At 40.8% G+C, this 22,827-nt stretch carries 15 protein-coding genes; 13 read left to right on the top strand and 2 right to left on the bottom strand.

Features of this window, described 5'->3' with window-relative positions; all coding sequences use genetic code 11:
- Nucleotides 1-66 precede the first annotated feature (66 nt).
- Nucleotides 67-2,841 (bottom strand): leucine--tRNA ligase, encoded by a 2,775-nt coding sequence (gene leuS / locus E4S40_RS11265; RefSeq protein ID WP_135074062.1) that lies wholly within the window; start codon nucleotides 2,839-2,841, stop codon nucleotides 67-69.
- A 171-nt stretch (nucleotides 2,842-3,012) separates the two neighbouring features.
- Here leuS and E4S40_RS11260 point away from each other — a divergent pair, with 171 nt between their 5' ends.
- The 13 genes from E4S40_RS11260 to E4S40_RS11200 all read left to right on the top strand — a co-directional run bounded on the left by E4S40_RS11260 (nucleotide 3,013) and on the right by E4S40_RS11200 (nucleotide 21,373).
- Nucleotides 3,013-4,602 (top strand): peptidase dimerization domain-containing protein, encoded by a 1,590-nt coding sequence (locus E4S40_RS11260; RefSeq protein WP_135074060.1) that lies wholly within the window; start codon nucleotides 3,013-3,015, stop codon nucleotides 4,600-4,602.
- Between the two features lie 146 nt (nucleotides 4,603-4,748).
- The gene (locus E4S40_RS11255; protein WP_135074058.1) at nucleotides 4,749-5,186 is read left to right on the top strand and encodes a GNAT family N-acetyltransferase; all 438 of its coding nucleotides are present in this window, start codon (nucleotides 4,749-4,751) and stop codon (nucleotides 5,184-5,186) included.
- 131 nt (nucleotides 5,187-5,317) lie between these two features.
- Nucleotides 5,318-5,944: a 7-carboxy-7-deazaguanine synthase QueE gene (locus E4S40_RS11250; protein WP_135074485.1), complete on the top strand. Its 627-nt coding sequence runs from the start codon at nucleotides 5,318-5,320 to the stop codon at nucleotides 5,942-5,944.
- Nucleotides 5,945-5,948: 4 nt separating this feature from the next.
- Complete coding sequence (locus E4S40_RS11245) at nucleotides 5,949-7,871, top strand: OmpA family protein (RefSeq protein WP_135074056.1); 1,923 nt, start codon at nucleotides 5,949-5,951, stop codon at nucleotides 7,869-7,871.
- A gap of 451 nt (nucleotides 7,872-8,322) precedes the next feature.
- On the top strand, nucleotides 8,323-11,304 hold the full coding sequence (locus tag E4S40_RS11240; protein WP_135074054.1) for a SusC/RagA family TonB-linked outer membrane protein: 2,982 nt from the start codon (nucleotides 8,323-8,325) through the stop codon (nucleotides 11,302-11,304).
- 13 nt (nucleotides 11,305-11,317) lie between these two features.
- Nucleotides 11,318-12,760: a RagB/SusD family nutrient uptake outer membrane protein gene (locus E4S40_RS11235; protein ID WP_135074052.1), complete on the top strand. Its 1,443-nt coding sequence runs from the start codon at nucleotides 11,318-11,320 to the stop codon at nucleotides 12,758-12,760.
- A gap of 15 nt (nucleotides 12,761-12,775) precedes the next feature.
- Entirely contained in the window at nucleotides 12,776-13,603 is an 828-nt protein-coding gene (locus tag E4S40_RS11230) for a hypothetical protein (RefSeq protein ID WP_135074051.1), read from the top strand.
- A 160-nt stretch (nucleotides 13,604-13,763) separates the two neighbouring features.
- Nucleotides 13,764-17,225: a S8 family serine peptidase gene (locus E4S40_RS11225; RefSeq protein ID WP_135074049.1), complete on the top strand. Its 3,462-nt coding sequence runs from the start codon at nucleotides 13,764-13,766 to the stop codon at nucleotides 17,223-17,225.
- A complete protein-coding gene (locus E4S40_RS11220) occupies nucleotides 17,222-17,923 on the top strand; it encodes a hypothetical protein (RefSeq protein WP_135074047.1) in 702 nt (233 codons plus the stop codon). Before E4S40_RS11225 ends, E4S40_RS11220 begins: the two co-directional genes overlap by 4 nt.
- A 112-nt stretch (nucleotides 17,924-18,035) precedes the next feature.
- Complete coding sequence (locus E4S40_RS11215) at nucleotides 18,036-18,455, top strand: 6-pyruvoyl trahydropterin synthase family protein (RefSeq protein ID WP_135074045.1); 420 nt, start codon at nucleotides 18,036-18,038, stop codon at nucleotides 18,453-18,455.
- Nucleotides 18,456-18,557: 102 nt separating this feature from the next.
- Nucleotides 18,558-18,929, top strand: a complete 372-nt coding sequence (locus E4S40_RS11210; protein ID WP_135074043.1) for a GxxExxY protein — start codon at nucleotides 18,558-18,560, stop codon at nucleotides 18,927-18,929.
- Nucleotides 18,930-18,948: 19 nt separating this feature from the next.
- Nucleotides 18,949-20,064, top strand: a complete 1,116-nt coding sequence (gene lpxB / locus E4S40_RS11205; RefSeq protein WP_135074483.1) for a lipid-A-disaccharide synthase — start codon at nucleotides 18,949-18,951, stop codon at nucleotides 20,062-20,064.
- Between the two features lie 64 nt (nucleotides 20,065-20,128).
- Nucleotides 20,129-21,373, top strand: a complete 1,245-nt coding sequence (locus E4S40_RS11200; RefSeq protein WP_135074041.1) for a serine hydrolase domain-containing protein — start codon at nucleotides 20,129-20,131, stop codon at nucleotides 21,371-21,373.
- A 14-nt stretch (nucleotides 21,374-21,387) separates the two neighbouring features.
- Here the strand turns inward: E4S40_RS11200 and E4S40_RS11195 are convergent, their stop codons facing one another.
- Nucleotides 21,388-22,788 (bottom strand): MFS transporter, encoded by a 1,401-nt coding sequence (locus tag E4S40_RS11195; RefSeq protein ID WP_135074039.1) that lies wholly within the window; start codon nucleotides 22,786-22,788, stop codon nucleotides 21,388-21,390.
- Nucleotides 22,789-22,827: the final 39 nt, after the last annotated feature.

The raw sequence follows: 22,827 nt of genomic DNA, 5'->3' as shown, positions 1-22,827 counted from the left end.
CTAAGGTAAGCCCTAAAATGAAAAAGGGGAAACCAAGCTTCCCCTTCTTCTTTGATTTATTATTGATTAGATAACCAAGTTCACGATTTTTCCCGGAACGACAATCACTTTTTTCGGTGCTTTACCTTCCAGCCATTTTTGAACTGTTTCATCTGCCAAGGCTGCCTTTTCAATATCCTCTTTGTTCAAATCCAATGGCAGGGATACTTTCGAACGCATCTTTCCATTGATCATGATTGGATATTCAAAGTTGCTTTCTACCAGATATTCTTCCTTGAATTCAGGGAATGATGCCGTTGTTACCGAACCTTCATGACCCAATAATGACCAAAGCTCTTCCGCCACGTGAGGTGCATAAGGAGAGATCAAAACTGCCAAAGGTTCTAAAACTTCCCGCTTGTTACATTTCAAAGCAGTCAATTCGTTCACGCAAATCATGAATGAGGAAACAGAAGTATTGAAGACGTAGGAAGCCATATCCTCTTCCATTTTTTTGATGGCCTTATGAAGGGCTTTTAATTCTTCCTTGCTTGCAGGAGCATCCGAAACTTCAAATTCACCTTTTGAATTATGGTATAGGTTCCAAAGCTTTCGAAGAAACTTGAAAACGCCGTCAATTCCATTGGTATTCCAAGGTTTGAATTGCTCTAAAGGACCCAAGAACATCTCATACAATCTCAAGGTATCCGCCCCATAGCGCTCAATGATATCATCTGGATTGACCACGTTGTACTTGGACTTCGACATTTTCTCCACCTCTGAACCACAGATGTATTTGCCATCTTCCAAAATGAATTCGGCATCAGCCAAATCTGGTCTCCAAGCTTTGAATTTTTCAAGGTTCAATTGGTCGTTGTGAACGATATTCACGTCCACATGCATAGCTGAAGTATCATATTGATCCTTCAATCCTAGAGAGACAAACTTATTTGTTCCTTTTATTCTATACACAAAATTGGATCGACCTTGGATCATTCCTTGGTTGATCATTTTTTGGAATGGTTCATCAATGCTCACCGCTCCGATATCATATAAAAATTTCGTCCAGAAACGGGAATACAGCAAATGACCAGTAGCATGTTCTGAACCACCGATGTACAGATCTACTGCTCCCCAATAATCAGTTTTTGCTTTGTCTGCGAAAACCTGATCGTTTTTGGGATCCATGTATCGGAAGAAATACCAACTTGATCCAGCCCAACCCGGCATAGTGGAGAGTTCCAAAGGATATTCTCCATCTTCTGTTTCATAAGTCCAGTTTTTAGCTCGACCTAGAGGTGGCTCTCCATCTTCGGTTGGTAAATATTTATCTACCTCAGGAAGGACTAGTGGAAGATCTTTTTCATCGATCAAATACGGTAAACCATCTTTGAAATAAACAGGTAGCGGTTCTCCCCAATAGCGCTGTCGAGTGAAAATAGCATCCCGCATACGGTATTGGATTTTGCCCTTTCCGATTCCTTTTTCTTCCAGAAACTCGATACATTTCTGCATGGCTTCTTTCATATACAAGCCTGAGATGAAGCCAGAATTGATAATCAGACCGTCTTTGCCTGGGAAAGACCCGTTTTCCATTGAGCCTTCAATCACCTGCCTAATTTCTAAGCCGAAGTGTTTGGCGAAATTATAATCACGCTCATCATGTGCCGGTACGGCCATCACTGCGCCTGTTCCATATCCAGCCAATACATAATCAGCTACCCAGATTTGGATTTCTTCTCCATTGAAAGGGTTAATGGCATAAGATCCTGTGAAAGCTCCAGAAATGGTCTTTACATCGCTCATTCGCTCACGTTCGGAGCGATTTTTAGCTACTTCGATATATGCTTCTGCAGTTTCTCGTTGGTCATCTGTAACTAATTCAGCAGCCAAATCTGACTCAGGTGCCAAAGCCAAATAGGTCACTCCAAAAATGGTATCGACCCTTGTTGTGAAAACTTTAATTTTTTTGTCAGAGCCTTTCACCTCAAAAAGAACCTCAGCTCCGATGGACTTTCCGATCCAGTTTCGCTGCATTTCTTTGATTGGCTCGGACCAATCTACTTTTTCCAAACCCTGAAGCAAGCGATCAGCATAAGCAGTGATCCGCATGGACCATTGCATCATTTTCTTTCGCTCCACAGGATGTCCCCCTCTTTCAGAAAAACCATCCTTTACCTCATCATTAGAAAGTACCGTTCCCAAAGCTGGGCACCAGTTTACCGTTGTTTCGGCCAAGTAGGTGAGCCTATATCGAAGCAACATTTCCTGCTTTTCTTTTTCAGAAAATGCATTCCATTCTGAAGCTGTAAAAGTTGGGGTTTCATCATCACAGACAGCTTTCACGCTAGAATTCCCCTCTTTTTCAAATCGCTTTACTAAGTCAGCAATAGGCATAGCCTTGTCCGCTTCCAAATCATAATAGCTTTTGAAAAGTTGCATGAAAATCCACTGCGTCCACTTGTAATAAGAAGGGTCCGAGGTGCGAACTTCCCGATCCCAATCAAAAGCAAAACCTATATTTTTTAGCTGTTCTGTGTAGCGGGTAATATTTTGCTCTGTAGTTAATGCGGGATGTTGGCCAGTTTGAATGGCGTATTGCTCAGCTGGCAAGCCAAAAGAGTCATATCCCATGGGGTGAAGGACATTGAACCTTTTGAGCATCTTGAACCGACTGACGATATCAGAAGCAATGTAACCCAGCGGGTGTCCTACGTGAAGACCCGCCCCAGATGGGTATGGAAACATGTCCAGGGAATAAAACTTTTCTCGATTAGGGTCTACTTCAGCTTTGAAGGTTCCGTTTTCTCTCCAGTAGCTTTGCCACTTTTGTTCGATTTCCCTGAAATTATATTCCGCCATGGTTGATGAATTCTTGATTTTTTAGCTAACAGCCTGCAAAAATAGAAAAATAAGACGGCTTTGGTAGCCAAACTTTCAAAACCTCCAACAAGCAGATTTTTCCTTTGATCAATTTTTTTAGACTAGTTTTCAGCTTTTTGGTAAATTCCATGCAATCAACCCACCAATCGTATGAAAAAAATTACAGGAATAAGTCTCGCCTTGCTTTTGGGAATCAGCATAGGTGGCTACGCACAGAAAAAGTTTTCCCCCAAACAAATTGAAGCTCTGAAGGCCGAAGCAGCTGAAATCGTCCAAGCAAATCACAAGCAAAGCCAAGTGATGGTGGATAAAGTATTCAGTTTTGCCGAATTGGGGTTTCAGGAAATAGAATCTTCTAAGTATCTAACGGGCGTCCTTGAGGAAAATGGATTTACCATCGAGAAGGGGATATCTGGTATCCCCACGGCTTGGTGGGCAGTTTGGAGTAACGGAGAAGGTCCGGTGATTGCTCTTGGCTCTGATGTGGATGATATTCCAAAAGCTTCCCAATATCCGGGGGTAGCTTATCACAAACCTATTGTGGAAGGAGCTCCGGGTCATGGGGAAGGTCATAATTCCGGGATTCCTTTGAATATCACAGCTGCTTTGGCAGTGAAGCAAATCATGGAACGTGAAAATATTGGCGGAACATTAATTCTCTGGCCGGGAATCGCAGAGGAACTAGTAGCTGCCAAAGCATGGTACACCCGCGACGGATTATTTGATGGAGTCGATCTGTGTATTTTTACCCACGTTGCAAATAACTTGGCTGTAAGCTGGGGACAGGCTTCTGGTACCGGTTTGATTTCGGTAGAATATACTTTCTCCGGAGATGCTGCTCACGCAGCAGGCGCCCCTTGGAGAGGGAAAAGTGCTGCTGATGCAGTGGAACTCATGAATATTGGTTGGAATTACAAGCGGGAGCATTTACATCCTTTGAAAAGATCTCACTCTGTAATTACCGATGGAGGCGATCAGCCAAATGTAGTTCCTTCCAAGGCTTCTATCTGGTATTATTTCCGCGATGTGAAATATGACGGAATCATGGAAATGTATCAGCAGGCGACCAATATCGCAAAAGGAGCAGCTTTGATGACCGATACAGAAATGACATATAAGATTTTAGGTACAGCATGGCCGCGTCACTTTAATAAGGTGATTGCTGAGACCATGTTTGATAACATTCAAAAGGTAGGTTTGCCTGAATGGGATGAAAACGATCAGACCTTGGCGAAAGCCGTGCAAAAAGAAATGGGGTCTGAGGAGAGGGGACTTGCTACCGAATTGAGTGAATTGGGCAAGCCCGTTGAAGAACTTCGAAGTGGAGGCTCAGATGATATTGGCGATGTGTCATGGGTAGTTCCTACCGTAACTTTGCGTTTTCCTTCCAATATTCCGGGCTTACCTGGCCACCATTGGAGTAATGCAATTGCGATGGCGACTCCGATAGCCCATAAGGGTGTTACTGCTGGAGCAAAGGTGGAAGCTATGACCATTTTGGACTTTTTGCTTCAGCCTGAATTAGTGGATCAAGCGTGGGATTACTTCAATAATGTGCAGACCAAAGAAGAGCAGTATAAGCCCATGATCACTCAAGATGATGCGCCACCAATCTATCTCAATTCTGAAATCATGAAGAAATTCCGTCCTGAATTGGAGAAATTCTATTATGATGAAACGAAGTACGATACCTACTTGGAGCAATTGGGAGTGACATATCCAACGATTAAAAAAGATTGATCTTCATTTACGATTTACGATTTTTGATTTACGACACTATTTTGAACCTCAATCCTAAAATTCTGAAGTTTTGCCAAGTGAAATTAGGGTTGAGGTTCTTTAAGACGTCGTAAATCGTCATTCGTAAATCGTAATTACAAAAAAACATGCAGTTTAAAATCCGTCATGCTTCTCCCGAAGAGCTCCTCTGGATTCATGAACGCATCCCGGAGTTTCCCGGAAAGGCTTCTTTGGATTTTTATAGAGAACGATTGAAGCATCGACTTTTTCTTGCTTTGGTGGCGGAAAGGGACGGCGAGTTGTTGGGTTTCAAAGTTGGCTATCAAAGTGATAATCCTGAGACTTTTTATTCTTGGATGGGTGGAGTAAAACCTGCTTATCGAAAAAAGGGGATTGCTAATGTACTAGCGGAATACCAGGAAAATTGGGCAAAGGAAAAGGGTTTTCGATTCATTTATTTCAAAACCAGAAACCGATTCCCAGCCATGATCAACTTCGGTCTTCAAAGAGGGTTTAAAATCATGGAAGTTATTCCAAAAGGAGGGGTGGAGGATTATCGAGTTGTCATGCGGAAGGAGTTGTAAAGTGGAAAGGTGAAAAGTTGCAAAGTATGACAACTCAACCTTCCAACTTTTCTACTTTGCAACCTTCCAACTTTCATCCTACCTTTGCGCCTCATTCAGCGGTTCGATCACCCGCTTTACCAAAAATTTCAATGACGACTCAAGAACTTGTGGCCACAGGCCAGCAGCTTCCAGTCATGGAGGCTTTTTACACTATACAAGGAGAAGGAAGATTTACTGGACATCCAGCTTATTTCATAAGGCTAGGAGGATGTGATGTGGGATGTGTTTGGTGTGATGTCAAAGAATCCTGGGAGGCGGCAAAATGGCCAGTCATCTCTATAGATGAAATCGTCGAAGGAGCCTTGGCATATCCCGGTAGGCTAGTAGTAATTACCGGAGGAGAACCTTTGATATATAATTTATTTCCTCTGACTCAGCTTTTGAAAGAAAAGGGGTTTTCTACTCATATTGAAACTTCTGGAGCGCATCCTTTTTCAGGAGAATTTGACTGGGTTTGCTTTTCCCCAAAGAAATTTAAAAAACCGCATCCCTCTATCTATCAGGTAGCTAACGAGCTGAAAGTGGTCATTTACCATGCAAGTGATTTTGAATTTGCAGAGGAGCATGCTGCACAGGTAAATCCGACTTGTGAACTGAGACTTCAGCCTGAGTGGAGTAAGGCAGATCGCTTCACTTCGGAGATCATTGAATACATCAAAAAGCGTCCCGCTTGGAAAATATCCCTACAAACTCATAAATTTATGGACATCCCATAAATTCATGCGCAGCCTTTTATTCTGCATTTTATTTCTAATTCCTTCCTATTGCCTGATTGCTCAGCAATACTCCATCATCGATGGAAGGGCAATTCGTTACTATGAGGAAGGGGAGCAATTAATCCGTGAAAGGCGGTATGATGAGGCTATTGAAAAATTTCAAGCAGCTATTTCTCGTGAGCGTTCTTTTTTGGAAGCTTATGTGAAAATGTCCCAGTTGTATATTACTACAGGTGACTTGGATAAGGCTCAAGAAGTAGCGGATTTGGGTAAAGCAAGATTATCTGGAAAAAATGCAAAACCCAAACATGCCGCTGATATTGGCTGGGTATACACCAACATTTTTTTAAAACGGGGTGAGTTTCGGGAAGCCTACGATCAATTTCAGGAAATCGATCCGATTTTGGAGGATTCCTTCAAAACGAGTGTGTATTACAAAGACATGAAGGAATTAATGGAATTCCTAAATAGTCAATTAGGTAATGCGCTATCCATCGACAAGGAAAGACTCCAAAGTCCCTTAAATGAATTTAAACTTCAATATTTCCCTGTTTTGACAGCTGATGGAAAACAAATTCTGTTTACCAAGCGAGATGGAATTGGGAATTTTGACAAGGAGGATATTTACACTGCTTTTATGACAGAAAGCGGGGAATGGACTAAACCTTCGAGTATCGCGGAGACGATTAATTCGCCTTATAATGAAGGAACTTGTTCGGTAACAGCCGATGGAAATATTTTAATTTATACTTCTTGTGATGCGCCGGACTCTCAGGGAAGTTGTGATTTGTATGTGGCCTACAAAGTCAATAATAAATGGCAACGCCCGCAGAATATGGGTAAAAATGTGAATTCCCGAGAATGGGATTCACAGCCTTCGCTTTCTGCAGATGGTAGAGTTTTGTTTTTCTCATCGAATAGAAAAGGGGGATTTGGAGGAAATGATATTTGGTATTCAGTAAGAAAAGAGGATGGAAGCTGGTCTGAGGCTAAAAATCTTGGAAGTGTGGTGAATACGCAAAAAGATGAGATTTCACCTTTTATGTTTTTCAACAATGAAATTCTCTTTTTCGCTTCCAATGGCCATCAGGGATTCGGGGGTATGGATATTTTTCTCTCTCGAGTCAAAAATGGTGAATTTTCAAAACCTGAAAATCTCGGATTGCCTATTAATGATCAGCTGGACCAGGTTGCGCTATTCATTACTGCTCAAAAAGACTATGCTTATTTTACGGAGCTCACTACCCAGCAGAAGGAAAATGATCGGGCTTTGTTATATCGTTTCAATTTCCCGCAGGATATATACTTAGGAGATAATTTAACTGTAACAGGAGGGAAAGTTTTCAATTCCAAAACAGGAGAACCCATTGACGCGACTTTGTCCTTGGTTTCTTTGACTAATGACAGTACGCTCTATGAGTTCAGAGCCGATGGCAAAACGGGGGAATTTATGATGCTTTATCCTGAAAATTCCATTTCAGGACTTTATGTAGAAAAGAAGGGGTACTTACCAAAGATCTACAACGTTCAGCGGGATAGTATTCAGAACGTGAAGAACATGGAGGTCGCACTAACTCCGGTTGCTTCGGGTGAAGAATTTGTCTTCGAAAATGTATTTTTTGATTTTGATAAATATGATTTGAAGCCGGAATCATTGAGTTCCTTGCGGCGTCTCATAAAGTTCTTGGAAGAAAATCCGAATGTAAATATCATGATTACCGGGCACACAGATAATGTAGGAAATCCTGGATACAATCAAAGGCTGAGTTTGATGCGTGCTGAAAGTGTGCGAGATTTTTTGATCAAGGAAGGAGTGCATGAAGGCCGTGCCGCGGTGGAAGGCAAAGGTGATCGAGAACCTATGGTGCCAAACACAAATGCTAGAAATCAAGCCTTGAACAGAAGGATAACAATCACTATTCTTTAAAAAATTCGTTTTTGGAATTTTTGCTCTTTTTTGATAAAAACAGCCAACCGCTTATATAATTATTTTTCATCCGTTTAGCTATTTATTTTTTTATAAAATGGGATGCTTTATAAATATTAACTCTTTTTAATTAGTATTTATATAATATTTTGGTAAAAATCAATTTTGAAAAATAAATGTCTGAAATGGATATGGGATTCACTTTTTTGAAAGATTTTTTAATATCCTCAACTAGAATTAACTTTTGTTAACAATTAGATAATCTGAATATTTTTTGGAAAAAGAAGCATTTATCTAAAGAAACAAAATAATCTTTTGATTAAAAGCTTAAGTGCTTCAAAAAAAGGAACTGTTGCACTTAAACAATTGTGATTTTTCTAAGTATTGCTTTTGGAGTATTCGAAGATATAGAATATCATTGAGTCTATTTTAAACCATAATCAAACCAAATATGAGGAAAGTTTTACTTCTAGGACTCATGCTTTTCTTGAGCAGCGCAGTGTTGTTCGCTCAGAATCGCGTGATTACTGGTACGGTTACTTCTTCGGAAGATAACTTGGGTGTACCAGGAGCTACAGTTCTGGTGAAGGGAACGACAATCGGTACAGCTACCGATTTGGATGGTAAATATTCCATCTCTGTTCCTGCCGGAAGTAATGTGTTGGTCTTCAGCTTCGTAGGCTTGAGACAGCAAGAGGTAGTGATTGGAAATCAGACCACCATCAATGTTGTGATGGAACCTGATGTTCAGTCTCTCTCTGAGTTTGTGATTACTTCTTACGGTGATCAGTCAAAAAGAGAAATTACTGGTGCAATTGCATCCGTAAAAGGTGAGGTTTTCGAAAACCTACCTGTTCAGTCATTTGACCGTGCGATGCAAGGTCGAATTGCTGGTGTGCAAGTAACTTCTACTACTGGTGCTCCAGGTGGTACCTTGAACGTGCGAATCCGAGGTGTCGGTTCGATCAACGCTGGAAACGAGCCTCTTTACATCGTTGACGGTGTGCAGATCGGTACTGGTTCTCTTTCTGGTCAAGGTCCTCAAAACGCATTGGCATCTATCAACCCTAATGACATTGAGTCTATCGAGGTATTGAAAGATGCTGCAGCTGCTTCCATTTATGGTGCTCAGGCTGCAAACGGTGTAGTTTTGATTACGACTAAGAAAGGTAGCAAAGGAACTACCAAAACAAAGGTTTCCGTTCAGGAAGGTATCGTTCAGCCATTGAACTTGTACGAAGTAATGAATGCTAGCCAACTAGCTGGTATCAAGAGACAGGCATACCTTAATGCTGGCTTGAATCCTGCTAACGCAGCAAGTACTTATGGCGATCCTGAAGATCCAAACTTGCAGTCTTACGACTGGGTAGATGAATTGTATAGAAATGGACGTTTGTCTATTTATGATTTGTCTGTTTCTGGAGGTGATGATAAGACTAACTTCTATCTATCTGGTTCTTACACAGCTCAAGAAGGTCAAATTATTCAGTCTAAATATGAAAGAGCTACTGGTCGTTTGAATGTAACTCACAGACCAAATAAGAAATTGACCATCGGAGCTAACTTCTCCTTGGCGTATCAGCGTACTTTCGGTACTATCGCTAACGGTAACTTCGTAAACGGTCCTTTCTCTGCTGGTTTCACCATGAGGCCTAATGTACCGATCTATAATGAGGATGGTTCTTTCAAAGCTGATTATCCTTCTAACCACAACTTCGGTTACAACATCGTTCAAGGTGTTTATGAAGAATTGAGACAAGGTACTACTGTTCAGACTGTGTCTAACTTGCAATTGAACTATCAAATTACACCTTGGTTGTCTTGGACTTCTTACTTCGGTATTGACTTCGCCGATAACAGAGACGAGAACAACCGTCCTTCTACTATTCCGGTATTCTCTTCTTATGGAGGTCAGTCCTTCTATGCTGACGAAAGAAGAAATAACTTCAACACCAACCACAACTTGAACTTCAACAAGAAATTCAATGACGTTCACACTGTTTCTGGTTTGGTAGGTTATGAATACAAAGGTTTCCAAAATGAGGAAACTACTGCTACTGGTCGAGGTTTTGCTAACCCAACTTTGAGATATCTGCAAAACGCTGCAACTCCATTTGCAGTAGGTGGTTTCTTCACAGAGTTTAAGAGAGCTGGTTTCTTCGGTCAAGTAAAATATGATTATGATGACAGATATACCGCGGATTTCACAATCCGTCGTGATGGTCACTCTCGATTCGGTGAGAAAAACAGATGGGGTACTTTCGGTGCAGCTTCTGTAGGATGGAGAATTTCTTCCGAAAGCTTCATGGAAGGCCTTACTTGGCTTGACAACTTGAGATTGAGAGCTTCATTCGGTATTACTGGTAACTCCAATATCGCTAACTTTGCTTCCAGAACATTGGTTGGAAACACTGGTCAGTATCTTGGAAATGGTACTTTGGGTCTTTCCCAGTTGGGTAACGACTTGTTGACTTGGGAAGAATCAGTAACTGCTAACATTGGTTTGGACTGGACAATCTTCAATGGTCGAATCATCGGTACAGTTGACTTCTGGAGAAGAGATTCTGAAGCTCTATTGTTCAATACGCCACTTCCTACTGACTCTGGATTCGGTTCTATCACCAGAAATACAGGTAAAGTAAGAAACCAAGGTATTGACTTCGATTTGCAGACTGTTAACGTGGTTGCAGGCAAATTCCAGTGGAGCACTGCTTTCAATATCACATTCTTGGAGAATGAGTTGATGGAACTGTATGATGACTTGGATAGAATCGGTAACTCCTTAATCGTAGGTAAGCCAATTTCATTCTGGTATACTCATCAATACTTGGGAGTTAACCCTGCTAATGGTCGTGCAATGTACGATGATGGAAATGGTGGTTATACTTACATCGTTGGTGAATCTACTCTTGCTTACAGAGGTAGCGGCTTCCCTGGAAGCTACGGTGGTTTGGCTAATACCTTCTCTTACGGACCTCTTTCTTTGGAAGTATTCTTCCAAGGTCAATTTGGTAATCTAGCAGGTAACCAAGATATGTTCAACCTAGAAGACTGGGGTGCATCTACTGGTAACCTAAGAACTAACCAGTTGGAGTACTGGAGACAGCCTGGAGATATCACTACAGTAGGTCGTCCTTACGAAGGTGGTCAAGCACCAGGTACTTCTAATATCGATACCTTCTCTACTCGATTCTTGAGCGATGGTGGATATGTACGTTTGAAGCAGGTAACATTGAACTATGTACTTCCATCTTCTGCAGCTCAGAAAATCGGTATGCAAGGTTTGAGCGCGTTCGTTCAGGGAATGAACTTAGCAACATTCACTAAGTACACTGGACAAGATCCAGAAGTAGTTGGTATTGCTGAAAACGTTTCTATCGGACGATTCCCTAACGGAAGACAAATCTCTGCAGGTGTAACGCTAACCTTCTAATCAGAAAATAGAAATGAAACATATAGTAAAAACATTGGTATTGGGTGGTGCTATTTTGGCAGCATCTTGTACAGATTTGGAAACTCAACCAAGGCAGAGTTTGACTCCTGAAACAGCTTTTGCAGATGTTGATGGAATTGAGGCTCTTGGTTTGACCGCATATGGTACTCTTAGAGATTTCAACCGCTATGGTCAGCAATTGATTATTGCACCAGAGATTATGGCTGATAATCTAAGAATCATTGCAAATACCGGCCGATATATTGGTCAGGAGCAGAATACCGACCGTGCCCACATGGGCATTTGGAATACTGGATTCTGGTCTGGAATCAACACGACTAACATCGTTTTGTCTCAGATTGATGATGAAGAAGCTATTCCTGGTGATGCTACCCAAAGACAGCGAGTTAAAGGTGAAGCGTTGTTCTTGAGAGCTATGATGTACTTCGACATGGCTAAAATCTACGGATACGAGCCAGGTAAAGAAGTGAACGGCTGGGATAAAGCTGTGATTTTGAGAACTACTCCTACACTTGGTTTCTCTGATGCGGATTTCCGTGCTAGAGCTACTAACCGTCAGGTGTATGATCAAATCATCTCTGATTTGCAAGCTGCAATCAACCTTTTGCCTAATGCAAGTATGGGTACTACTGGTGTTTATAGAGCAAGCCGAGGTTCTGCTCAGGCGCTACTAGCTAGAGTATATCTTTATGATTCCAAGTTTGCAGAAGCTGCTGCTACAGCAACTGCTGCAATGGCATCTTTCGGTCTTGCCGATGATGGAACTGGTTTGGCTACTCCAGACAATTATATTGCTGGATTCTCTACAGCTCCAAACCCAGAATCTCTATTTGAGATTGAGATCCGTTCTAACGACTGGTCTACTGTAGACGGTGTAAACAACTCTGTTTGCTCTTTGACTGCTAACGTATTTGCGAGTGCTCAGTTTATCGCAACTGCTACAGATGATTTGATTGATTCTTATGATGAAAATGATGTAAGAAGAGATGCTTGGGTTGAAACTACTCGTTCTGGAGCAGATGGAACTGTTTACCGTTCTGCTAAGTGGTTGGGCCATAAAGGTGACTTCTTGGAAAATCTTCCTATCATCCGTGCTGCTGAATTGTATTTAATCAGAGCTGAGGCTCGTTATAGAACAGGTGATGAAGCAGGTGCAAGAGCTGACGTGAATGCTTTACGTGCTAACCGTGGTCTTGAGGAATTCCCTATTTCTGCTTCTGGAACTGCACTTTTCGATGCAATCATGCTAGAGCGTAGATTGGAGTTTGCTTTGGAAGGTCACAGATGGTTTGACTTGAAGCGAAATGGAATGGCTATTCCTAAGGCTGGACGATTTGAGGATATTCCTTATACTGATTATCGTATCCTACCTCCGCTTCCTACTGACCAATTGTTGTTGAACGATCAGTTGGAGCAAAACCCTGGTTATAATTAATAAATAGAACAAATCATGAAAAAGATATATAGCTATTTAGCAGTTGTATTTGCCATGATGGCAATAACTTCCTGCTTCGATGATCCAGGGAGAGATGTCTTCTTTGAAGGAAATGAGGTTGAATTTCAAGATGGTAACCTGCCAAATGGATTCTCGGTTACTCAAGTTAGAAGAACGGCTGACCAAGTTGATGTTGTTGATATTCAGGTAAACCGAGTATCTACTGATGCTTCTAGAGAAATTACTGTATCTATTGGTGTAGACCCTGCTTCAACTGCAGTTCAAGGAGTACACGTAGACTTTACTGGTGCTTCTGTAACAATCCCTGCTGGTCAGTTTGTAGCAACTTTCCCCGTTAATGTACTTACTGGAAATATTGACCCTTCTGAGTCTCCAGTTTTGAAATTGGTGATGGAAGCTGCTACTGGTGCTGAAGTTTCAGATAATTACGGAGATTTGGATATCAATATCAATGTGATTTGTGAATCCAATATCTCTACTGCCTCTGACACTTGGACTGCTACCAGCCAGTCTCGTTTCGGTACCTTTACAGCTGAAGTATCTGTTACTCCAGTAGACGGTGCTGTAGGTGAATATGTGGTATCTGATATTTCTGCAGGATTGTATGCTGCCTTTGGATTCAGTACTACGCAAGAAGCAATCTATGGAGATAATTGTAATGTATTGACTTTCTTGAGAGGTGGTCAAAGACAATTCAATATCTCTGCACCTTCCGTTGAACCTTTTGAAGGATCTTTTGATCCAGCTACTAATACCTTGGTATTGTACTGGAGTGATCCAAATAATGGGATCAATGGTACTACCACCTTGGTGAAAAACTAATTCACATATTTTAACTCAAAAAAGGAGGGATTTCCCTCCTTTTTTGTTTTATGGCTACCGATGAGAAAAAATAATAGGCATTTTCTCAATCTGTAGTTTATTTTTAGACAAAAATTTCAATAAATATAAACCCTAAGACTAGAGCGGTAGTTTGAGTAGTATGAGGAGAAAATTTACCCTAATTGGAATTCTTTTATTGGCACTTCTTGGAGTACAATTAAATGCTCAAGAGTCTCAAGAAAAACAAGATTTACTAAAGAAAGCAAGAGAGGAAGTTCAATCCAATCTTCAAAAAACACTAGAAAAGTTAAGGTATATTCCTAACACGGATATTTTACAAAAATTCGATTATCTGAATGCAAATGGGGATTTGGATTTAGGGGACGGTTTTGTATCAAAAATTCAATTTTTAGATGAGTCAGGTAGCCCTGTCTTTTATGCCCCTCATAACAAAAATGCTGCTATTACCACAGGTGCCGTCACGCTTCAGCCTGAGGGTGAATTAGGATTAAATTTGACCGGAAAGGGTTTGACTGTTGGGATTTTTGACCAAACCAGACCTAAACCAGACCATGTGGAATTTCAGGGTAGGCTTACTCAGATAGATGGATCTTCAGAAGATTTGAGTACACACGCAACTCATGTCAGCGGAACAGTATTAGGAGGAGGGGTAAATCCTTCTGCTAGAGGTATGGCTTACGAGGCTACGGGTTGGTCTTTCAATTGGGAGGCTGATATTTCTAAAATGAATGCCAATGCCTATGATCCAGAAAGTAAAACTAATGGCATCCTAATTTCGAACCATTCCTATGGGATTGTTCTTGGGTGGAGGAATAATGGTGGAAGCTGGACTTGGTTTGGGAATGCTACCGTTGATCCGGATAAAGATTGGAGATTTGGTTTTTACAGTACAAAGAGTCAGGCTATTGACGAATTGCTCTATTCAAAACCCTATTACAGCGTTGTTTGGTCGGCTGGAAATGATCGGGATGATGTGGGGGATGGTACTCGTGATCCAGATGGTCCAGATGATACGATTGGTCCGGAAGGGGTTGCGAAAAATAACTTTGCAATAGGTGCTGTAGAGCAGGTTTTGGACTATAAAGGACCTGAAGATGTTAAAATGAGTGGCTTTTCTTCATGGGGACCTGTAGATGATGGAAGAATTAAGCCCGATTTAGTGGCGATGGGAGTCAATGTTTTTAGTGCTTCTATTGGACCACAGGGAGCTGATAGCTATGCCAGCCAAAGTGGTACGTCCATGGCCGCGCCTAATGCGACAGGTTCTATGTTCTTGCTTCAGCAACTTTACTCTGAGCGAAATTCTGGACGTTTCATGCTGTCCTCTGCATTGAAAGCTTTGGCAATACATACTGCAAAAGAAGCCGGTCCTTCTCCTGGTCCTGACTATATGTATGGTTGGGGTTTGCTCGATGTCAATGCAGCTGCAAAAATCATCCTAAATGAAGACGGAAGCTCTCAATTCATCCGGGAAGATATTTTGGGAGAGGGAGAGTTCCATGAGTTTAAGTTTGTATCCGACGGAGTAACTCCAATTCGAGCCACAATCGCTTGGACAGATCCTGCAGGAACCCCTCCAGGACAAGCAAATAACCCCACCAATTTGATGTTGGTGAACGATTTGGATCTTCGAATTTTTGACGAAGATGGAAAAGAATATTTCCCTTGGACTTTAGATCCAACTCAACGTGCTGGAGCTAGAGCTCAGCGGACTTCGGATAATTTCCGAGATAATGTGGAGCAGGTTTTAATTGATAATCCTGAGCCTAAGCTTTACACAGTCCGAATTAACCATAAGAATAATCTTCAATTCGGTGTACAACAATATGCCTTTGTTTTCACAGGTGGTACAGTAGATGGTGCTGATGAAACATTGTACTGGATAGGGGGAGCAAATGGAGACTGGAATGACGGAAATAACTGGTCATCAACTTCTGGAGGTAGTCCTGCGGGTAAAATTCCAAGTGCCGGTAGTAGAGTAGTCTTTGAAGGAAGAGAAGGCGGGGCAGCTACTGTTAGTTTTCCTTCTGCAGCAAATGCTTTCAGTATTAATCTTTTTGGAGATCAAACTGTTTCCTTTGACCTCAAGGGCAATGAAGTCAGGGTGAGCAATGGTTTCCGAGTAAGCAACCAAATTACCGAAATCAAGAATGGTACATTGGTTTTTGAAAACTCCGATGAAAATTCCCACCTAGTCGAATTCGGGCAGACCACCTTTGATAATGTGAATTTGAATTTTAATTCAGGTAATTGGAGATTGATAGATGCAGAGGTCTTAGGTAATGTAAGGATTGATGGGGCTCATGTGAAAGCTGAAATGCTTGCTTTACAATTGAAATCGCTTGAAATGGTTGGTTCAGGTTCATTAGATGGAGGTTTTTCCTACTTGAATTTTGAAGATGACCTTATTGTCGAACCAAACGCTAGTTTGAAGGCCGCAATCACCGCCACCTTTAAAGGAGAAAGCGGTCTATTCAATGTTCTTTCTTCCGAGCCAATTGAGGAGCTTCATGTGACTTCCGGTAATTTGACCTTACTAAGTGAGGGTTTTGAACACTTGAATATCGAGAACTCCAAAGTCTTTTTGGATCGGGAAACTGCGACTATTCAAGAGCTTTCTATGGGGCCTTCCTCTGAATTGGATTTGGGGCCAAATGGACAGCTGGTAGTTCAAAATAACATTTCATCTTCAGCTACTGCATCACTAAGTGCTAAAATCCGAGCTACCAATAAAGGCGAGATTGTACATAATATTTATAGAAAGTACTGCTTTGAAAATCTTTCGATAGAAAACGTGGATTTAGAAGGGCAAGCAATTGTCAATTTGGGTACGGAAGCAGTTATTTCGAATTCAAATGGATGGTTGGCTCAAAATTGTGATGATGTCCTTTTTGCTAATTTCCGAGTGCTTTATCCGTGTGAAGGAGCAGCTGTAACCTTTGAAAATCTCAGCGAGGGAGCTATATCTTCTTATTCTTGGGATTTTGACGGAAGAGGAAACTCTAGCCTTGAAAATCCATTCTTCGTTTTCGATTCCCCAGGTACCTACATGGTGAAGTTGACAATTGCTAATGAATCAGGATCAACGCTTTTTGAGCAGACTGTTGAAATTGGAATCAATGAACTCGTAAAGCCTGTGATTGTGGCTAATGGAAATTCCCTCACTTCTCAGCAGCCTGGAGATGCTTATCAATGGTACTTAAATGGAGAAGCAATTCCTGGAGCTACTACTCGTTCTATTCAAGCCGATGCGGATGGATCCTATCAAGTTGCCATCTTCAACGCGAGCTGTAATCGAGTTTCAGATCCTGTAGTGATTTCTGCTATTCCTAATCAAGAGCAGGAGTTGTCTAGATTTGGGATTTTTGTAGGACCGATTCCATCCGAGGATCAAATCAAGGTTATGATTTCAAATGAATATCGAGGTCTAATTTCACTATCCATCGTGGATATGGCAGGTCGGGTATATAGAAGCGCTGATATCAGTAAAAATACAGATGAGATTGAGGTAGAAATGAACTTACCTGCTACAAGAGGAATTTATATACTGAAAATTAATACCAACCAATTAACACTACACAAAAAAGTAATTAAACAATGAGAAAATTATTTATCGTAGCCTTTCTTTTTTTAGCTCAATTAAGCTATGCACAGCTTTCAAACATCGATATGAATGGAGCTCCCGCTAGACTTTCCGGATATTCCGGAGTCGATGGATCCCCTTATCTTTTTGAGGATTGGTCACGGGCTGATATTTCCCTTTCTAATGCTGGCTTGAAAGAAAACGTGGCTTATAAATTCAATATTTATGAGAATGAGCTTGAAGTAATCAATGAGGCAGGAAATAAGATTTACCTGAATAAGGCCTATGTAGAATATGCGATGCTTGAGCGTCCTTCCATAGTAATTGCAAACAATACAGAGCAAGGGCTTCTTACTAGATTATTATTCAAAAAGGGCTTTGATATGATCGATGGAGTGAAAGCTGATGATTTGGTCAATGTAATCGCAGAAGGTGAAAAGTATTCTCTTGTTCGAAAATTTTATTCGGACTTGGTTACTCCCCCTAAAAACAGTTATGCTCCAACCCCTGGGAAATTATTCGTTTTTGAAGAGCGATTCTTTTTGATTGATTCAAACAATAAAGTAGAATCTGTACGAGCTAAGACGAACAATATCATTAAGTCCCTGAATGAAAAAGATGCCGATTTGGCAAAAAAGATTGTAAAGGACAATAAATTGGATCTTTCTCGAGAAGATCATTTAGTGTTGTTTTTCCAAAAACTGAATGAGGCTTAAAAGCATCTCTTAATCAACACCTAAGCCCTGATATTTATCAGGGCTTTTGTATTTTGGCTTAATTTTCAATCTCTGATCTTTTGTCTACCTTTGCACCGAATTTCTAGTGCCGATGATCTACGTTTGCCGAAAAGAGCATTTCAATGCCGCCCATAAGCTTTGGAATCCAAATTGGTCCGATGAAAAAAACTTTGAGGTTTTTGGACCATGCGCCAATGTGAACTGGCATGGGCACAACTTTGAGTTGATTGTAACTGTCAAAGGGATTCCTGACCCCGATACAGGTTTTGTGGTAGACTTAAAGGAGTTAAGTACCCTGATCAAAAAATTGATTATTGATAAAGTTGACCATAAAAATCTCAACTTAGATGTTGATTTTATGCAAGGAAAAATGGCCTCCTGCGAGATTCTGATTATGGAGTTTTGGAAAATTCTGGAGCCAGCAATCAAGGAAATTACCCCAAATGGCGGTTTGCATAAATTGACACTTTATGAAACCCCGAGGAATTTTGTGGAGTATTTCGGGGAGTAAATTTTTTAACTTACCACAGAGGAAAAAGAGATTTTTTTATAGAATTTTATTTCCGTCCCTTATTTAATTTTAGATTTTTAGTGAAATAGGTTAATTTCCTAAATGGGTGATTTTGATATTACTGAAAAAATAATCGGTGAAGCTATTTATGTACATCGAAGTTTAGGTCCAGGTTTACTCGAAAGTACCTATCAAAACTGTTTGTATCATCGGCTTATAACCACAGGGTTAAAAGTTGAAAAAGAAAAGCCATTACCTGTTTATTTTGATGGTTTGTATCTAGAATGTGGTTATCGTTTAGATTTGGTAGTTGAGGATCAAGTTGTATTAGAATTAAAAAGCGTAAAAAAGTTAAAAGAAATTCATAAAGCTCAATTGATTACTTACCTCAAATTGAGTGGTTATAAAATTGGTTTATTAATGAATTTCAATGTCCTAAAGCTTGTCAATGGTTTAATAAGATTGAAAAACTAGTTTATCCTCTGTGTCCTCTGTGGTAAATAAAAATAAACTTTACATCATATCCGGTGAACGATCAGGTGATTTGCATGCATCAAATTTGGTTGCTGCTGTAAGGAAGCTTTCGCCTGAAATCCAATTCCGAGGAATGGGTGGGAGCTATTCTAGGGAGGCAGGAGTAGATTTGGCTGTTGATTATGCTGAGGTCGCTTTAATGGGGTTTTTGGAGGTGATTTTGGGATTTCAGAAAGTGTTGAAATATCTCCGTTTGGTTAAGGAAGATATTTTGGATTATAAGCCGGATGCTTTGATTTTGGTCGATTACGGGGGATTTAATATGAAAATTGCAGCATTTGCTACCGAAAATGGAATCCCCGTACATTATTACATTCCTCCAAAAGTTTGGGCTTGGAACCAAAAGCGCGCATTGAAGCTCAAGGCCTTCACTAATAAGATTTACAGTATTCTTCCTTTTGAACCTGATTTTTTTCAGAAGTTCGATATGGATGTAGAATATGTTGGCAATCCATTGTTAGATGAAATCCGAAAATTCAAGCCTCACGATTTTTTCTTCCAAAAAAATGAGCTAAGCTACGCTCCAATCATTGCCTTATTACCGGGAAGTAGGAAACAGGAAGTTAAAGCCATGCTCCAAACCATGGTTGAGTTGGTCCCCAAATTCCCTTTAGGACAATGGGTCGTTGCCGGCGTGGATAGCCTGGATAAGAGTCTTTATGCTCCTGCTGAAAAGGCTGGAATTAAAGTGATTTTTAATCAAACCTACGATCTCTTATCTCATGCAACTGTGGCCGTCGTCACATCGGGTACAGCTACTTTAGAAACAGCCCTTTTCCGGGTTCCCCAAGTCGTGGTATATCGAACTTCTCCAATTTCGTATCAGATAGGGAAGCGGGTAATTCGGGTTCCTTTTATTTCTTTGGTGAATTTGATTGCTGGTAAACAAGTGGTAAAAGAATTGATTCAACAAGATTTTTCACCTGCAAAAATTGAAAAAGAACTTCAAGCAATTTTTACAAATCCCGTTCATAAGGGTGAAATACTTGAAGGCTATAATGAGATCCTTGAAAAATTAGGAAATCAATCTGCTTCTGAGACCGTTGCCAAAAGGATAATTGTAAGCTTGAAGTAGCTTTCTCTTTTTTGTGATAGCTATTTCCTTTAAAAATCAATAATTTGAAGGAAATCTTAATTCTATGAAAAGAATCTATTTACTCCTATTGGCAGGACTTTTCTCGGTATCTGCCTTTTCACAAACTGTCGATGGAATCATTCAAGAACGTGTCCAAAAATTGGATGAGATGCTTGAAGATGCAATCGCCAAACAGCAGGTTCCGGGTTTGGTTGCCATGGTATTAAAGGACGGAAAAGTGGTTTATCATGAAGCCAAAGGATTTGCGGATGTTGCTTCAAAATCCTCCATGAAAAAGGATCATATTTTCCGAATTGCATCTCAGACAAAAGCAATTACGTCGACGGCCGTTATGATTCTTTGGGAAGAGGGAAAATTCCGTTTGGATGATCCCATTTCCAAATACATTCCCGAGTTCAAAAACCCGCAGGTTTTAACGGGATTTCGTTATGGAGACACTACCTATACGACTAGGCCAGCAAGTCAAGAAATTACGATTCGGCAACTGTTGACGCATACCTCCGGAATAGGATATGGGGTGATTGATGGAGATGAGCGGATGAAGATGATTTATCACAAAGCCGGAGTGGTTGATTTGTTTACGACTGAAGAGATCTCCATCAAAGAGAGTGTCATGAGGCTTGCAAAACTTCCGCTTCATCACGATCCGGGCGCCAAATTCACCTATTCTGAAGGACTAGATGTTTTAGGTTATTTCATTGAGGTGATTAGTGGGCAATCTTTTGATGAATTTTTGAAAGAACGAATTTTTGATCCTTTGGAGATGAATGATACGCGCTTTTATCTTTCAGCGGCACAAGCTCCTCGATTAGTGACTGTTTATACCTTTAGAGAGGGTAATTGGCAGGCATATCCAGTTACTTTTTATGATCCGGATTATCCTAGAAAAGGTGCTAAGCGTTTCTTCTCCGGAGGAGCAGGATTGTCAAGTACGACAGCCGATTACGCCAAATTTCTCCAAATGTACTTGAATGGAGGGGAGTTGAATGGTAAGCGAATTCTAAGTTCTCAGACAATCGAAACCATGATGAAAAATCAGGTAGGAGACTTGATGCAGGGAGATAAAAAATATGGGTTGGCTTTTGGCTTAGTTACAGAACAAGGTGTTGCCACAGGTGGAATAGGTAGTGAAGGTACTTTTGATTGGGGTGGTTATTTCAATACCCAGTATTTCGCAGATCCCCAAGAAAATATCATAGGATTGATTTTCAAACAGACCTCCGGCTCTGGAAATGGAGATGAGACAGGCTGGAAATTCAGACAGATGGTTTTTACCCTTATTGAATAAGATGGGGCTTGGGACTAATTTTGAGCCTTTAGGTTATCACCATCCCTGAAATGTAATCTTCTAAAAACCAAGGCTGAAAGCATGGTTAGAATTCCTATGACCAAAAAAGTATAGCGAAATGCCTGATGGATTTCACCTTGGATTAACTTTTCATCTCCTTCGAAAAGCTTCAGGATAATCAAGCCAAAGGCGACTCCAAAGCCTATGGCCAATTGTTGATTGACGGAGAGAAGGGAGTTGCCGCTGCTTGTGTGATAAGGTCGCAGGTCAGCAATGGCAATAGTATTCATAGAGGTGAATTGAATGGAATTGAAAAAGCCAAGAATGGCAATAATAGGAATATGCCAATAGATAGAGCTTTCCAGTCCTGGGATGGCAAAGGAAGAAATTAAAAGTCCGATGATCAGGGTGTTAAAAATCAGGGTAGTCCGATAACCTAGGCTTTTTAGAATTTTCAGAACTGCGGACTTGCCGATCATGGCAGTCAAGGCCATAGGTGCCACAATCCAACCAGAAATGACAGCAGATTTTCCATAACCAATCTGTACCATAAGGGGCAAAAGCAAAGGGACAGAACTTATCCCCAAGCGCGTGGCTAGATTCCCAATTATTCCCACACGAAAAGTTCTAACCTGAAAAAGATCCAAAGGAAAAATGGGTTCAACTTGCTTTTTTGCATGGCGATAGTAAAAATAAAGGAGTAAAAACCCGAAAAACAAACCCAATAAAAGCGGGGTAGTTTGAACGGAGTTCCCCAAAAGTTCCAAGGAAACAGATAGTATAAAAGTTGCTGCCGCAAAAATCAAAAAGCCTTTTATATCAAAACCTGAAGAATGGGAGTGATAGTCTGGGAGGTAAATAATGCTCAGGATAATTCCTATCAAAGCGATGGGTAAATTGATCAAAAAGATCCAATGCCAAGAGACATAGTCTACCATATAGCCACCAACCAAAGGTCCTAATATTGGCCCAATCAATGCAGGGACAATTGCATAATTCATGGCCCGAACCAGCTCATTTTTTGGGAAGGTTTTGATCAATGTGAGCCTTCCCACAGGTGTCATCATACTTCCGCCGACTCCTTGAATCACCCGGGATATAACAAGATGAGTGAGGTTTTGGGAAAGTGAACAAAGAAGCGATCCAAGTGCAAAAAGAGTCAAGGCTGAAATAAAAACCCTTTTGGTGCCAAAGCGATCGGCCATAAACCCGCTGATAGGCATCAATAAAGCTACCGTCAGGACATAGCTGATGATGGCGTTTTGCATATTGAGCGGGGATTCATTCAGGTCTTCTGCAATGGCAGGCAGTGAGGTGTTCAAAATGGTAGAATCCAGCATCAACATAAAAATGGCTGTCGCCAGGATGATGGGCAGGATTTTTTTGTTTTTTGAAAGGACCTGATCTGAACTCATCTAGAACCAGTATAAAAGTAATTGTTATGTTTTCCCAAT

The sequence above is a fragment of the Algoriphagus kandeliae genome, from assembly GCF_004571135.1.
GTDB classification, from domain to species: Bacteria; Bacteroidota; Bacteroidia; order Cytophagales; family Cyclobacteriaceae; genus Algoriphagus; species Algoriphagus kandeliae.
This window is presented reverse-complemented; position numbering and strand designations above follow the sequence as displayed.